The organism is Ensifer sp. Root31 (genome assembly GCF_001424825.1).
Lineage (GTDB): Bacteria > Pseudomonadota > Alphaproteobacteria > Rhizobiales > Rhizobiaceae > Ensifer > Ensifer canadensis.
This window is the reverse complement of record NZ_LMCO01000039.1, coordinates 24,019-38,032: the sequence shown is the minus strand read 5'-3', so window position 1 is coordinate 38,032 and position 14,014 is coordinate 24,019. Positions and strand designations below refer to the sequence as shown.

Sequence of the window (14,014 nt, the reverse complement as noted above, 5' to 3'; positions counted from 1 at the left end):
TAAGCCGAAAGGCCGGAAGCGTGACTGTCCCTCGATCATCACCTGCATCTCAATGGTCCGTTCTCTCCTGGGACGCGGCTGCTTTCATGCCACCTCCTTGGTTCGAACCCGGCGCACTACGGTTAGCAAACGGGGAACCTTGGCGTAGATCGGCAGGGAGATCAGTGACATACGGCAGATGCCGTATTTCGACCGCGGTCGAGGTGGCGAAACCTAGGAATGGTTACGGCAAGCTTTAGGAGATGTGCGCCGGGGCGTGTTGCAGACCTGCGGCGTCAGTTTAGAAGTTCGTGGCGATGCTGTGGCTGTAAATCCGGCCCTCTTCAGCCTTCTTGGCCGCAAGAGGTACCACGACGATGAAGGCGACGAGAGCGAGAATGAAAGCCGGTCCGGGAAGCGCCACCACAGATTTCCTCGATTTATGATCGTCCCCACTATTTGGGAGTTAGGCTTAATTGAAGCTGAACGGCAGCTGTCGAATGGCTGTCGAGAAACGAAAAATGGCGTCTTCAGAAGTCTTTATTGTTGCGGATCGTCCGAAGGCGAAGCGGTTCTGCATCCAAACTTGATTGTCGCGTTCTTGCTGGCCGATAGCGTGAGCCTCACGGTGAGTTTGGAGCAGCCGGACGACCTCAGCCGCTGCCGGCGCTTTCACCAATTGTTCCTCCCTCAAATGGGTTATTGGGGAAGGGTAGGCCGGGTTCGTACTGTGGATGTTCGCGCCTCGTTCGGCATGTTTTAGGCGTCGCTTTATATTGGGCGCGACCAATTTGCCTTTGAAGCCGGTAGTGCCGATCCACCGGAGGGCGACCTACTTTCCTTAAATCGTATTCGATTTAAGGAAACCTGCAGTAATTCAAAGTGCTACAGCGACCTTGCGCGTCTAATAAGACGCGCGTCGCTTTAGGTACATTTGTAACAGGGGTAAGCCGGGCTCTATCCCGGGGCGCAAGGTTACTCCCGGACGGGAATGCCCGCTTCGCGCGCAGCATCGATGAAGGCTTTGCGGGCGGCCTCTGCCGGTTGCTTGCCCTCGATCACGGCAGCACACGTATCGAGTGCCAGTGTCAGCAGCGCGCTGTCTTCGAGCGGCCAGTCCTCGATCATCGCCCAGGACGCTTCGGTCGTGTTCGTAATGGTCGTGTATTTCTCCGGTCCCTCCAGGGCCAAAGCTACGGGCTTTTCCCAATTTTCGGCCATGTCGATCACCTCGATTTCGATTGATGGCGGCACATAACACAGATCTGGCCGATTCCGCGAGCGGTGCGATGGCTGCCAGCGTCTCTGCGATACCCGGTCGTCTGCACGCGCACATACGCTCTGCATTGCAATTTCGGGCCCGCTGCCGGGCCGTGGATCGGGCTATTTCGACGGCCGCAAAGCGGAAGGCGCTTTGGATCGGGCGGAGTTTATGCGTCCTTTTCCTTCTGGCGCAGACAATAGAAGATCGCGCCAGCAAGCAGTGCTCCAAGGCTATAGGCGAAGAATGCCTGGAAATACGGGCCGCCTGACGCGAAAATGTAGATCGGCGGTGCGATGAACAGCATTATTGCCAAGCCGACAAGGCGAGATGCAAAGACGCCCGTGGAGGAAAGCTTCCTGACAATCCACCCGATCAGCATGCTGGTGAACGCCATGGCGACAGTGGCCCCGAATAGCTCCGCCAAACTGTTTCTCCCTCAACGTGCCTTTCGGTTTCCCGCAGCTTTCTCCGATTCGTTCGGATTTCATAGCTCTTTTCGGGTCGCCCTAAAGCGCAGGACCACAAGCCTCGTCATCGCAACTTACGATGTCAAAGCCGCTCTGGTCCAGGCGAGAGCCCTACTGCATGGTTCCTTAAATCCTATTCGATTTAAGGATAAAAACAGGCAGCAATTCAAAGGGCTACAGCGACCTTAGCGCGTCTTATTTAGACGCGCGGCGCTGTCGTCGGGCAACGTTTGCAGTGCATCCGACAGACCACCGAGATCGGCGATCTCGCGGAAGCGCGGATGGCTGTCGGGTTTGTCGTGATGCTCGAATGCCCAGGTGAGGGCATGCGGCACATAGATGCCCCAACTGCCGGCCTCGAGGGCAGGGACGATGTCGGACTTCAACGAGTTGCCGACCATCAGGCTTTTCGCCGGGCCGTCGCCGTGGCGTGTGAAGATGCGATCGTATGTGGCGGCCGTTTTGTCGCTGACGATTTCGACGGCGTTGAAGTAATCGCCCAATCCAGAGGCGGCGAGCTTGCGCTCCTGGTCGAAGAGGTCGCCCTTGGTAATCATCACCAACCGGAAGGTGCCATGAAGCGTCTCGAGCGTTTCCTTGACATGTGGCAGCGGCTCGACCGGGTGGACCAGCATCTCGCGTCCGGCCGCAAGGATTTCTGCGATCACCGATGACGGGACGCGCCCGTCCGTCACGTCGACAGCGGTCTCCACCATCGACAGCACGAAGCCCTTGATGCCAAAACCGTACAGGCCGAGGTTGCGCTTTTCGGCGGCCAGCAGCCGTGCGGGCAGGCTTTCCGTGTCGGCATGGTCCTTGAGCAGTTCGGCGAAGCGCGCCTCGGTCAGGCGATAGAACTGTTCGTTTTGCCAAAGCGTATCATCGGCATCGAAGCCGATCGTCGTAATCATGTCAGGCATTGTCTCACGGTCCGGCTATCTTGAACGGCTGATCGATCGTCGCTGTCTTGCCGCTGTTGATATCGTTGAAATGGAAGCGCAGCACGTAGTCACCGACCGGAGCCCCGGAAACGTCGATCGTCAGGGTCGAATAGATCTCCTGGTTCTTGAGGTAACCGGTGAAGGTGAAGTCGCCAAATGCCTTCTGCCCGGCAAGGATATCGCCCTTGGGATTGAGGATGTCGAAATCGACGGTGAAGTGCGTTTCCAACTTGCCCTTGGTGGCCGCGTCCTTCCAGGTGAGGCCGACCGGTTCGACGTAGGATACGAGCGCTTCCCCGGTCTTGAAGACGGTCCCGTCCTTGGGCTCGTACATGGCATAGCCAGCCGGTTCCTTGGTGATGAAGACGGCCTTGCCGATGGAGAACGGCAGGGTTTGCGAAAAATCACCGACCGCTTGCCGCAGGAGTTCCCGTGCTTTGGCCGGGTCGCCGGAGGTCGCCAATTGTTCCGCCTTGGTCGCGGCGTCGACGAGCGGCCCGGCCTTTGCCTCGACGCTTATGCAGAGCATGCTTGCGGCGGTTAGCACCGCCAGCAGTGACCGATGTTTCGCCATGACGTTCCCCTTTGTCCCTTGGATGCGACTTTCGGCATTTGCCGCATCGAGTCAAGACGATAGGGCCGGCGCGGCAATGGTCAATGTTTCCAGAAGATCGGCGTCAGAATCACCAGAACGGTCAGCACTTCCAGACGACCCAGCAACATCATCAGCGACAGGAGATAAAGCTCCGGGTCCTGGAGTGTCGAGAAGTTGCCCGCCGGGCCAATGAGACTGCCGAGGCCGGGACCGACATTGGAAAGGCAGGTGATGACCGCTGAGGTCGCGGTTATGAAATCATAGCCGAGCGCGCCCATGCCGAGGCTGCCCAGCACCCACAGCAGGATATAGGTGGTGAAGAACAGGAAGATCGCGCGCTGCGTATCGGCATCAACAGTGTTGTTACCGTAACGTACGGCATAGATCGCATTGGGGTAGATGAGCTTGTTGAGGCCCGAGCGGATGGCGTTGAAGAGCACCACGAAGCGATAGGCCTTGATGCCGCCGGCAGTCGATCCGGAACAGCCGCCCATGAAGGTTGCGATGAAAGCGACCATCACCACGAAGGGACCCCACAGGCTGTAGTCCTCGCTCGCATAGCCGCTGGTCGAAAGGATCGAGGTGATGTTGAAGAAGGAATGTGCAAGCGCCAGGTGAAACTCGACGCCACTGACGAGGCGATGATAGATCGCCACGGCGATCGAGAAGGCCGAGAGATAGCCGAGGAAGACGATGATCTGCGGGTCGCGAAGCGCGTCGAGGCGGCCGCGCACGACAAGCACGATCAGGATCGAGAACGGCAGGCTGCAGAGCGCCATGAAGAAGGTCGCCGTCCAGAGCAGCGGGATACTGCCGAAATAGCCGAATGACGCATCATGCGTCGAGAAACCGCCCGTCGCCACCGTCGACATCGCATGATTGATCGCGTCGAACCGGTTCATGCCCGTCATGTTGTACCCGATCGTGCAGAGAACCGTGATCGAGATATAGATGAGAAGGAATGCGCGGCTGAAGCTTGCGACGCGAGCGAACGGCTTGTCGCTCGTATCGGAGGATTCCATCTTGAAGAACGACATGCCGCCAACCCGGAGATAGGGGATGATGAACAGGCCAAGGACGACGATGCCGATGCCGCCGAGCCAGCACAAGAGCGAGCGCCAGACGAGCAGTCCCGGCGGCGCATCGTCGAGCCCGACGATGACGGTCGATCCGGTTGTCGTGATGGCGGAGACGGATTCGAACAGCGCCTGCGCGAAGTCGAGCTTCAATGAAGACAGCCACAGCGGGATGGCGCCGACGACTGAAAATACCGCCCAGAGCAGGTTGACCAGCAGAAAGCCGAACTTCTTCGAAAACGGCGGCGGTCCCATGCGCGTCGCCATGAACGTCGCTGCCGAAAGGCCGCCGATCATGAAGGCGGATACAGCAAAGATCTGCCAATCGCGATGGCCGTAATAGAGGTCGACCATCGCCGGCACGAGCATCGCCACCGACAGGTAGAGGCCGAGGATCGCTGCGATGTGCACAGCATGCCGGATCAGGGTTGCGTTCAAACGTTCGATTTCCTGGAAATGAAACTACGTGATCTGGCGAGGCGCGAAGCGGTTACATTGTCCACCGCCGGTCGATTCGAGTCAAAGCGATGGCCTCGAGCGCTGCAATGTGCAATAGCGGCTGCCATCGGCAAACTCAATGGATGACCTCACGTGACGAAGCAGGATGTTGACAACGCAACCACGGCGATGCGTGATATTTTTCCGGCCACGCCGCTGCAATTGAACGAACATCTGAGCGCCAGGTACGGCGCCAACATCTTCCTCAAGCGCGAGGACCTTTCGCCGGTTCGCTCCTACAAGATCAGAGGCGCGTTCAATTTCTTCCGCAAGGTGCTTGGTGCCGGCGCGACGGGCAAGACCTTCGTGTGCGCCTCGGCAGGCAACCACGCGCAGGGCTTCGCCTTCGTCTGCCGGCATTTCAGTGTTCCTGGCGTCGTCTTCATGCCGGTGACCACGCCGCAGCAGAAGATTGACAAGACCCGCATGTTCGGCGGCGAGTTCATCACGATCCGCCTTGTCGGCGACATCTTCGACCAATGCTACAAGGCTGCGCGCGAGCATGTGGAAACGATCGATGGCGTCATGGTGCCGCCGTTCGATCATCTCGACATCATCGAAGGGCAGGCGACTGTTGCCGCTGAAATCGCCGAGCAATTGCCCGAGGGCGTCAGGCCCGATCTCGTCGTGCTTCCGGTCGGTGGCGGTGGCCTGTCGGCCGGCGTCACCGGCTATCTGAAGGATGATGTCGCCGCCGACCATTTCGTCTTCTGCGAACCATCAGGCGCGCCGAGCCTCCGGCAGAGCCTCGAGACCGGCAGTCTTGTCACGCTCGACCAAGTCGACAACTTCGTCGATGGCGCAGCTGTCGGGCGGATCGGCGATCTGAATTTTGCGGCTCTTCGCCGCTTCTCTGCCGACCAGGTCATGCTGCTTCCGGAAAACGCGATCTGCATGACGATCATCGACATGTTGAATGTCGAGGGCGTTGTGCTCGAGCCCGCAGGCGCATTGTCGATCACGGCGCTGGACGCGATCGGTCGCGAAAAGCTTGAAGGCAAGACCGTCATCGCCGTCGTCTCCGGCGGCAACTTCGACTTCGAGCGTCTTCCTGACGTCAAGGAGCGGGCGATGCGGCATGCGGGGCTCAAGAAGTATTTCATCCTGCGCATGGCGCAGCGCCCTGGTGCCTTGCGCGACTTCCTCAACCTGCTCGGCGACGAGGACGATATCTCGCGCTTCGAATATTTGAAGAAGTCCGCGCGCAATTTCGGTTCGATCCTCATCGGCATAGAGACCAAGCACGCGGAGAATTTCCCGATCCTGAAGTCGCGGTTCGACGCTGCCGGCCTGCGGTATCAGGACATCACCGAGAACGAGATCCTGTCCAATCTGATCATCTGACGGCTGGTGGCCGGAGACGTAATGGCAGAGGGTCGACATCGACACTTTGGCTTTGACAGCTTTCGCCGTCGCGTCTAAGTCTTGCTCATGGCATCATTTTTCTCAAAACTGTTCGGCCGCTCCGGCTCCACCGAAAACGAGGCTCAAGGCGCATCGGGAAAAACCGAAGCCTATGCAGAGTGCACGATCCGCGCGACACCGATGCGCGAAGGCTCGCAGTTCCGTCTGGCTGGCAGCATCGAGAAGACGATCGCCGAAGGCGACGTGCGGGTGCGCAGCTTCATCCGGGCCGATCTGTTCACGTCCGAACAAGACGCGATCGATGCCGCTTTCCGCAAGGGCCGCCAGATCATCGACCAGACCGGACCGTCGTTGTTTTCTGACGACGCCCCGTCGCGGCAAGTCTGATTGTTGGCGGCAAGCCGCGACGTCCGATTTATAAAAATATTGCAGTGACTTGGCGTCAAGAGCTCGTGTCCATCGTAAGCGCAAGCGGCTCACTCACGTCCAGATTGATGGCTGCTTCAGCATCCGCATTGCCGCTTTTGGCATTTGCTGGTAGCGGCACTTCCGTTCTCCACGCCAGGGGACGTACCCCCGCCTTGCGGGGGCACTCGGCATCACAGCTTGATGCGGAAACGGGCGAATCCTTCTGCGGCTTCACCCGCATCCTCGATCGTCACGCCTTTGACCTGCGACAGGAACTGCCTTGCCTTCGGGCCGCTGTCGAACGTGACGCTGGTGTTCGCGAGTGGCGCGAAGGTCCAGTTGGCATCGGCCGCCGGATTTATGGTTCCCTGGTCAATGATGTAGCGAACCACTACGTCGCGGTTGGTGTCGGGTGCCACGAAGACCACCTTGTCGGCAGCGATATCAGGGAAATGGCCGCCGCCACCGGCGCGGTAGTTGTTCGTCGCGACGACAAATTTCTGCGCCGGGTCAATCGGTTGTCCATTGAAGTTCAGGTTCTTGATACGATTGGCTGACGGGTTGATGGCATTGCCGTCCTTGTCGAACTTCGGCGGCTCGGACAGGTCGATCTGGTAAGTGACGCCGTCGATGACATCGAAGTTGTAGGACGGAAAGTCACCGTTGATCAGGGCTGCATCCGAGGCTCCAGCCTTCACCTGGTTGAAGATGCCTGCGGACATTTCCAGCCAGTTGCGCACCTGCTCGCCGGTGATGACGACGGCCTGGACCGTGTTGGGGTAGAGATAGAGATCGGCGACGTTCTTGATGGCGATGTCGCCGGCCGGAACGTCGGTGTAGTAGTCGGCGCCGCCGCGACCGCCGGCCTTGAATGGAGCCGCAGCGGAGAGCACAGGCAGATCCTTGTGCTCCGTATCCTTCAGCATGTCCTTGATGTACCAGGTCTGCGCCTGGCTGACGATCTGGACAGACGGATCGTCGGCGACCAGGGCGAAGTAGGAATAGAGCGGCACCGCGCTTTTGCCGACCGGCGTGCGAACATAGGCAAGTGTTGCCTCGTGTTCCTTTTGTGCCGCCGCCAGCACTTCCGGCTTTTCGGCGACCTCGGCGATCACCTTCTTGTCCTCGCGCCGGTAGATCGGCCGCGCTTCGCTGGTGGAGCTGATGACGCGCCAGGCGCCGCCTTCGCGTTCGATCAGCAGATCGATCAGGCCGAGATGCGAACCCCAGAACCCGCCCATGACGCCGGGCTTGCCCGAAATCAGCCCCTTGGCATTGTCGACGCCGGCGATTTTGGCGAACTTCGGACCGGGGAAATCGAGATGGCTATGCCCGGTCACGATGGCGTCGATGCCTTCGACCGCGGCCAGCGGAACCGATGCGTTTTCGAGGTTTTCGGCGTAGTCCTGCTGACCGATGCCGGAGTGGGAAAGCGCGATGACGATATCGGCACCTTCCTCGCGCATCTGCGGAACCCAGGCTTGGGCCGCCGTGACGATATCGCGGGCATTGGCCTTGCCCTCAAGGTGCTTTGCGTCCCAGGACATGATCTGCGGAGGCACGAAACCGATGAGCCCGACCCGGATCGCATGCTCGGCGCCGGCACCGTCCTTCACCTTGCGGTCGAGAATGACGTAGGGCTTGAGGAACAGCTGGTCCTGTCGGGCATCGGCGGCGAGCGCGCCCTTGGTCAGGTTGGCGCAGACCAGCGGGAAGTTGGCGCCGTTCAGCACCTTGAACATGAAATCAAGGCCATAGTTGAATTCGTGGTTGCCGAGCGTGCCGCAATCGTAGCCAAGCACGTTCATTGCAGCGATAACAGGATGGATGTCACCATCCTTCATGCCACGCTGATAGGCGATGTAGTCGCCCATAGGGTTTCCCTGCAGGAAGTCGCCGTTATCGACGAGGATCGAGTTGGTTGCCTCCGCCCGGATGGCGTCGACGATCGAGGCCGTGCGTGCTAGCCCCAGCGTGTCGTTCGGCTTGTCGCCGTAGTAGTCGTAGGGAAAGACGTGAACGTGCAGGTCGGTCGTTTCCATGATGCGCAGATGCGCCTGGTTGGCGGCAGCACGTGCGGAGAAGGGGTGAAGCATTACCAGCGCCGAGGCGGCGGCGACGCCGGACAGAAGCGAGCGGCGCGAGAGGTGGAACGGGGATGTCGTCGATTGCATGCTTGCCCTCCATTGATGAATGCCATTGCGTGTGCAATCCGCGGTTTCTGATTTGACATGCGAACCACGGTGGGTTGGTCGCGACTATGCCGGAAAGGCAACACTTCGCAAAGCAGTTGATTCTCGCATTGCAATTCCGGTCCGTCTGCAACCGAGCTAAAGTTTTCTTTAAGCTTTCCACCTAACGGTTTGTCTGGCGAAACCGGAACCTTTTCAACAGCATGCCCAACGCCAATCTCATTATTTTCGTCGGCGAAGCACTGGTCTACGTCACGGCGATGATCTGGTTGTTGCAGCTTCGTGCCCGGCTGGGTCTCGGCGTTTTTGTCGCGGCCTGGGCGTGATGCATTTCATCGAAACCTATCTGGCGGCGGTCTTTTACGTGCAATTGCCGTTCGGGATCGTCTCTCCGGGATCGGTCGTGCTTTTCTCCGGCAAGCTGATGATCATCCTCTTGCTTTACGTGAAGGAGGATGCCGCGACCGTCCGTCAGCCGATCTATGGTCTGCTCGCGGGAAACTTGCTCACGGTCATCCTCAGCCTGCTGCTGCGCCAGCACGAGACTGTTTCGATTGTTCCGGGCCGTTCGGCCGACATCGCCTTCATCGATGAAATGGGCGGGCTGATGGTGTGGGGGACGTTGGTTCTCTACCTCGATACGCTCCTGATCATCCTGCTCTACGAGCGTCTCGGCAAATGGTTGCGCCGCTTCGTAACCGTCCGCTTCCTGATCTGCGGTGTCGTGATCCTGAGCTTCGATCAATTGGCATTTTACGCGGCTCTGCACTGGCTGAACGATGCGCCTATGGAGGTGCTGTGGGGCGGATGGATCGCGAAAATGCTGGCCGCGACTTTCTACGCCATCGCTATCGGCCTCTATCTCAATGTTTCGCGCCATCCGTTCCTGGCGATGTCGGACCGGCCTCTCGGCGACATCTTCAACGATCTGACTTTCCGCGAACGCTATGAAGACCTGCTTTCACGGTCCGGCCAGGACACGCTGACGGGATGTCTCGACCGCAGCCGCTTCGATATCGAAGGGCCGCAGATGCTGCGCGCTGCCGTAGCCTCAAAAGCTGCGGTCAGTCTGTTGATCATCGACGTCGATCACTTCAAGGGCGTCAACGATCGCTTCGGCCACCAGGAGGGTGACCGCATCCTGCAGAAGCTTGTGGAAGTGATGAAAGCACGCTTGCGCCAGGGAGATCGGCTCTTTCGTTATGGCGGTGAAGAGTTCGTCGTGCTGTGCCCGGGATTGTCGCATGCCGATGCGCTGAGGCATGCCGAGACCATCCGGCTAGCGGTGTCCGCTGGTGTTTTCACCCCCGATGGCAAAGCCGTGACCGTCAGCATCGGATTGTCGTCCACGCCTGACGATGGTGTCGCGATTGCGCATCTGCTGTCTGAGGCTGATCTCAGGCTCTATTCAGCGAAAGCGCGTGGTCGCGATTGCGTCGTCGGCCGCTAACGCTATCGCAGTATATGCCGACGTTCGGCCGGTCGATCACTTCCCGCAAGGAAAAGCTCGAGTTGATCTTGACCACATGGGGCAGGGCGGAAAGCCAGTCTCGGTGGATGCGTTCGTAGTCCTGCAGGTCCTTGGCCGCGACCCGCAGAATGTAGTCGTATTCGCCCGACATCAGGTAACAGACGAGAACATTGGGGCAGAGCTTTACCGCTGCCTCGAACTCGGCCAGCGTCTTGGCGAACTGCCCGGACAGGGAAATATGCACGATCACCATGATCTGGTAGTCGAGCGCCTTGTGGGCGAGGCGGGCGTGGTAGCCGCTGATGGTGCCTGATTTCTCCAGGATATCGACCCGGCGCGAACAGGCCGATGGCGACAGCCCTACCTTGGCCGCCAGATCGGCGTTCGAAATCCTGCCGTTCTGCTGAAGAATGCGCAGAATCGCATGATCGATGGCATCAAGTTCACTCATTCGCGATTTCCACCAATAGCTCGGACAATGACGCAATATTCTTCGAAATTGATGCCTCCGCGGAGACATCTTTGCAAGGACATTCGTTTCGCCGCGTGTTTTGCTGAGGGCGTGTCAATGAGGCAAAATTGCCCACAACAGGAGAGGAACGCGCGATGCGTGTCGGTTGCCCGAAGGAAATCAAAAACCATGAATACCGAGTCGGCCTGACCCCCGGGTCGGTACGTGAATATGTCGCTCACGGCCACGAGGTTATCATTGAAACCAAGGCAGGAGCGGGGATCGGCGCGGATGACGATACCTACCGTGCCGCTGGCGCGAAGATAGTCGCGACGGCAAAGGATGTGTTCGAAAAATCGGACATGATCGTCAAGGTCAAGGAGCCGCAGCCTTCCGAATGGGCACAGCTGCGCGAGGGCCAAATTCTCTATACCTACCTGCATCTCGCGCCGGATCCGGAACAGACCAAGGGTCTGCTCAATTCGGGCGTCACGGCCATCGCCTATGAAACCGTCACGGACGAGCGCGGCGGCTTGCCGCTTCTGGCGCCGATGTCGGAAGTCGCGGGTCGCCTGGCCATTCAGGCCGGTGCGACATCGCTGCAGAAGGCCAACGGTGGCCGCGGCATTCTGCTCGGCGGTGTGCCCGGTGTGCTTCCCGCCAAGGTCGCGATTATCGGCGGCGGCGTCGTCGGCCTCCATGCCGCCAGAATGGCAGCTGGACTTGGCGCTGATGTCAGCATCCTCGATCGCTCTATTCCTCGTCTGCGCCAGCTCGACGACATCTTCGGCGGTCGTATACACACGCGCTACTCCACCATCGATGCCCTCGAGGATGAGGTTTTCTCTGCCGATCTGGTCATCGGAGCCGTTCTCATTCCAGGCGCTGCCGCACCTAAGCTTGTGACGCGGGAAATGCTGACCGGGATGAAGAAGGGTGCCGTCATCGTCGATGTCGCCATCGACCAGGGCGGCTGCTTCGAGACATCGCACGCGACCACCCATTCGGACCCGACTTACGAGGTCGACGGGATCGTCCACTATTGCGTCGCGAATATGCCTGGCGCCGTCCCGGTGACGTCAGCCCATGCGCTCAACAACGCCACGCTGCACTACGGTCTGCAACTGGCTGATCGTGGTCTGAAGGCAGTCGCGGAAGATCGGCACCTGCGTGCCGGTCTCAACGTTCACCGCGGACGGGTGACCAACGCCCCCGTTGCCGAGGCACTCGGTTACGACGCCTACGCGCCGGAAGCGGTGCTCAACGTCGCCTGAACCCTAACGAAGTCGGTCCGGCCATGGCCGGACCGACGCTTCAGGGGCGCTCTATCCTGCATTGATAACAATTGTTCTTGGCCGATCGGACATGCACACTTGCGACCTCAGGCATGGAGAGCAGAGCTTCAGCGCGAGATTCGAGCTGCTCGGCGGGAACCACGCCGCCGGTCCCATAGATGATGCGCTCATTGCTGCCGTAGCCGCGCAGCAGATAGTCTTTGCTCGACGTCAGGATGGGCGGCCGAACTTCGTCGCTATATGCCGGGCATTCGTCGGCATGCATGAAAACCGGACCGGTCTCGGCATAGGGCTGCAGCGACGTAAAAGGCCGCAGCGCGAAGATCAGATAGGTGTCGCCGGCATCGACGTTGCCAAGGCAATGCCGACAGGGAACGCCGTCGCCATCGGATATCTGGCGTTCCGGCGGGTTGCCATAAGCATCGTTGCCACCCTGTCTTAGGCGCTCGGCCTGATCGGTGGACATCGGTATGTAGCGCAGGGCCATCGTGCATCTCCAGATCAATAGGGATCATTTGATGCGCACTGTGCCCCGCCTGGTGCGGCGGCGACACCCGAAACTTGCGGCCGTGCGGACGTCAGAGATTCTTAGCGAAGGCCAGCAGTTCTTCGTCCGTCAGCGGCTCGATGGTCGCTTCGCGGGTGGCGACGGGCGAGAAGCCGAATTGCTGATAGAGCTGGAGCGCCCGTGGGTGGTCGAGATTGTTGGTCGTGACCGTAACCTTGCTCGGGTTCAAGGTCCACGCAGCAAACAGCGTTTGCAGCAGGAACCATTTGCCGAGGCCAAGCCCGAGCGCGTGCTCCATCAAGCCGAAATGCGTCAGCTCGACGACGTTGTCATCGGCCTGGTGAAGCTCGAAGAAGCCGGCAGGTGCGCCGTTGACATAGAGCACGGTAACGCTCGTGCGTTTGTCGGCGAGTAGCGCAGCCAGCTTTTCGTCGCTCATGCGGATACGATCGGCCCAGTGCCAGCGTTTGCCAACCCGCAGATAGAGGAACCGATAGTAATTCAGCGGGATGTCGGACACGCGCAGGATTGCCGTCTGGATGTTGACCGGCATCGGCAAGCTCTGCTTGGGCGGTGCCGTCATTTCCAGTTCGGTGACGTGGGCAGTCAGTGAGGCGAGCTTGGGAGGGCGCATGATGTCACTCGCTGCCGGTCACAACGGAGGTATCCGCGCGGCCACCCCATTCGGACCAGGAGCCGTCGTAAAGCGTATTGTCGGTGTGGCCGAGGGATTGCAGCGCCAGCGTGATGATGGCTGCCGTGACGCCTGAGCCGCAGGTTGTCACCACGGGCTTGGAAAGGTCGACGCCCGCCTCGGCAAATGTCTTGCGCAGCGTGTCGAGATCTTTGAACTTGCCGTTCTCGGAAAAGGTGGTGGAAGGCAGGCTGTGCGCGCCCGGCATGTGGCCGGAGCGCATTCCGGCACGCGGCTCTGGCTCTTCGCCGAGGAAGCGCCCGGCGCCCCGCGCATCGGCAATTTGGACCTTGCCTGATTGCACGATGTCCTTCATGCGCTCAAGCGAGGTTACCGCCGAAGGCGTGAAAGTAACGTTGAACGTGACGGGCGTGGGCGAGGGAACGTCCGTCGTCACCGGGCGTCCGTCCTTCTTCCAGCCGTCCATGCCGCCATCGAGCACATAGACGTCCTTTGCGCCCATGATGCGCAGCATCCACCACACGCGCGGCGCGGTCATGATGCCCGGGCCGTCATAGACGACGATCGTATCGGTCTCGCTGACACCGAGCGCACCAACGGCCGTGGCGAAGGCTTCCGGCGTCGGCAGCGTATGCGGCAGTCCGCTCGTGTGATCGGCGATCGCATCCTGGTCGAAGAACACGGCACCGGGAATGTGGCCCACGTCGTACTCCGCTTTCGGGTCTCTGTTCTGGGCTGGCAGATACCAGGCGGCATCGAGAATGCGAATGGTGGGATTGTTGAGCCGCTGCTGCAACCAGTCCGGAGAAACGACGTAAGCGCTTTTGTTGTTGGTCATGGTCGTATCTC

14 protein-coding genes and 2 pseudogenes are annotated in these 14,014 nt (G+C 59.8%); 4 read left to right on the top strand and 12 right to left on the bottom strand.

The features are described 5' to 3' along the window. Window positions 1-280: 280 nt before the first annotated feature. The 7 genes from ASD00_RS42380 to ASD00_RS27910 form a co-directional block, all read right to left on the bottom strand. Window positions 281-403 carry a hypothetical protein gene (locus ASD00_RS42380; RefSeq protein ID WP_255569942.1) on the bottom strand — a complete coding sequence of 41 codons (123 nt, stop codon included), beginning with the start codon at window positions 401-403 and terminating at the stop codon, window positions 281-283. Between the two features lie 48 nt (window positions 404-451). Continuing rightward, window positions 452-655, bottom strand: coding sequence for a hypothetical protein (locus ASD00_RS27935; protein ID WP_128090372.1), 204 nt, complete (start codon window positions 653-655; stop codon window positions 452-454). Between the two features lie 299 nt (window positions 656-954). Continuing rightward, window positions 955-1,200, bottom strand: a complete 246-nt coding sequence (locus tag ASD00_RS27930; RefSeq protein ID WP_025427025.1) for a DUF982 domain-containing protein — start codon at window positions 1,198-1,200, stop codon at window positions 955-957. Window positions 1,201-1,409: 209 nt separating this feature from the next. Continuing rightward, window positions 1,410-1,667: a hypothetical protein gene (locus ASD00_RS27925; protein ID WP_025427026.1), complete on the bottom strand. Its 258-nt coding sequence runs from the start codon at window positions 1,665-1,667 to the stop codon at window positions 1,410-1,412. Window positions 1,668-1,895: 228 nt separating this feature from the next. Continuing rightward, window positions 1,896-2,630, bottom strand: coding sequence for an HAD family hydrolase (locus ASD00_RS27920; RefSeq protein WP_057210396.1), 735 nt, complete (start codon window positions 2,628-2,630; stop codon window positions 1,896-1,898). 4 nt (window positions 2,631-2,634) lie between these two features. Next, window positions 2,635-3,225, bottom strand: coding sequence for a hypothetical protein (locus ASD00_RS27915; protein WP_025427028.1), 591 nt, complete (start codon window positions 3,223-3,225; stop codon window positions 2,635-2,637). Between the two features lie 80 nt (window positions 3,226-3,305). Continuing rightward, complete coding sequence (locus tag ASD00_RS27910; protein WP_025427029.1) at window positions 3,306-4,760, bottom strand: TrkH family potassium uptake protein; 1,455 nt, start codon at window positions 4,758-4,760, stop codon at window positions 3,306-3,308. A 153-nt stretch (window positions 4,761-4,913) separates the two neighbouring features. Here ASD00_RS27910 and ilvA point away from each other — a divergent pair, with 153 nt between their 5' ends. Continuing rightward, window positions 4,914-6,164: a threonine ammonia-lyase gene (ilvA, locus tag ASD00_RS27905; RefSeq protein WP_025427030.1), complete on the top strand. Its 1,251-nt coding sequence runs from the start codon at window positions 4,914-4,916 to the stop codon at window positions 6,162-6,164. Window positions 6,165-6,251: 87 nt separating this feature from the next. Further along, window positions 6,252-6,572, top strand: a complete 321-nt coding sequence (locus tag ASD00_RS27900; protein WP_025427031.1) for an HlyU family transcriptional regulator — start codon at window positions 6,252-6,254, stop codon at window positions 6,570-6,572. Between the two features lie 212 nt (window positions 6,573-6,784). Here the strand turns inward: ASD00_RS27900 and ASD00_RS27895 are convergent, their stop codons facing one another. Then, window positions 6,785-8,767 (bottom strand): bifunctional 2',3'-cyclic-nucleotide 2'-phosphodiesterase/3'-nucleotidase, encoded by a 1,983-nt coding sequence (locus ASD00_RS27895; RefSeq protein WP_025427032.1) that lies wholly within the window; start codon window positions 8,765-8,767, stop codon window positions 6,785-6,787. A gap of 221 nt (window positions 8,768-8,988) precedes the next feature. On the opposite strand from ASD00_RS27895, the pseudogene ASD00_RS27890 reads away from it, so the two are divergent. After that, window positions 8,989-10,235, top strand: a pseudogene (locus ASD00_RS27890) (GGDEF domain-containing protein). 13 nt (window positions 10,236-10,248) lie between these two features. Here ASD00_RS27890 and ASD00_RS27885 read toward each other — a convergent pair. After that, window positions 10,249-10,707, bottom strand: a pseudogene (locus ASD00_RS27885) (Lrp/AsnC family transcriptional regulator); the annotation flags it as partial. Between the two features lie 155 nt (window positions 10,708-10,862). Here ASD00_RS27885 and ald point away from each other — a divergent pair. After that, window positions 10,863-11,981 carry an alanine dehydrogenase gene (ald, locus tag ASD00_RS27880; RefSeq protein ID WP_025427035.1) on the top strand — a complete coding sequence of 373 codons (1,119 nt, stop codon included), beginning with the start codon at window positions 10,863-10,865 and terminating at the stop codon, window positions 11,979-11,981. A gap of 40 nt (window positions 11,982-12,021) precedes the next feature. On the opposite strand, the gene ASD00_RS27875 is transcribed toward ald, so the two are convergent. The 3 genes from ASD00_RS27875 to sseA form a co-directional block, all read right to left on the bottom strand. Further along, a complete protein-coding gene (locus ASD00_RS27875) occupies window positions 12,022-12,489 on the bottom strand; it encodes a DUF1203 domain-containing protein (RefSeq protein ID WP_025427036.1) in 468 nt (155 codons plus the stop codon). A gap of 91 nt (window positions 12,490-12,580) precedes the next feature. Further along, a complete protein-coding gene (locus ASD00_RS40445) occupies window positions 12,581-13,144 on the bottom strand; it encodes a GNAT family N-acetyltransferase (RefSeq protein ID WP_025427037.1) in 564 nt (187 codons plus the stop codon). Between the two features lie 4 nt (window positions 13,145-13,148). Beyond that, entirely contained in the window at window positions 13,149-14,003 is an 855-nt protein-coding gene (sseA, locus tag ASD00_RS40440) for a 3-mercaptopyruvate sulfurtransferase (RefSeq protein ID WP_025427038.1), read from the bottom strand. Window positions 14,004-14,014 lie beyond the last annotated feature (11 nt).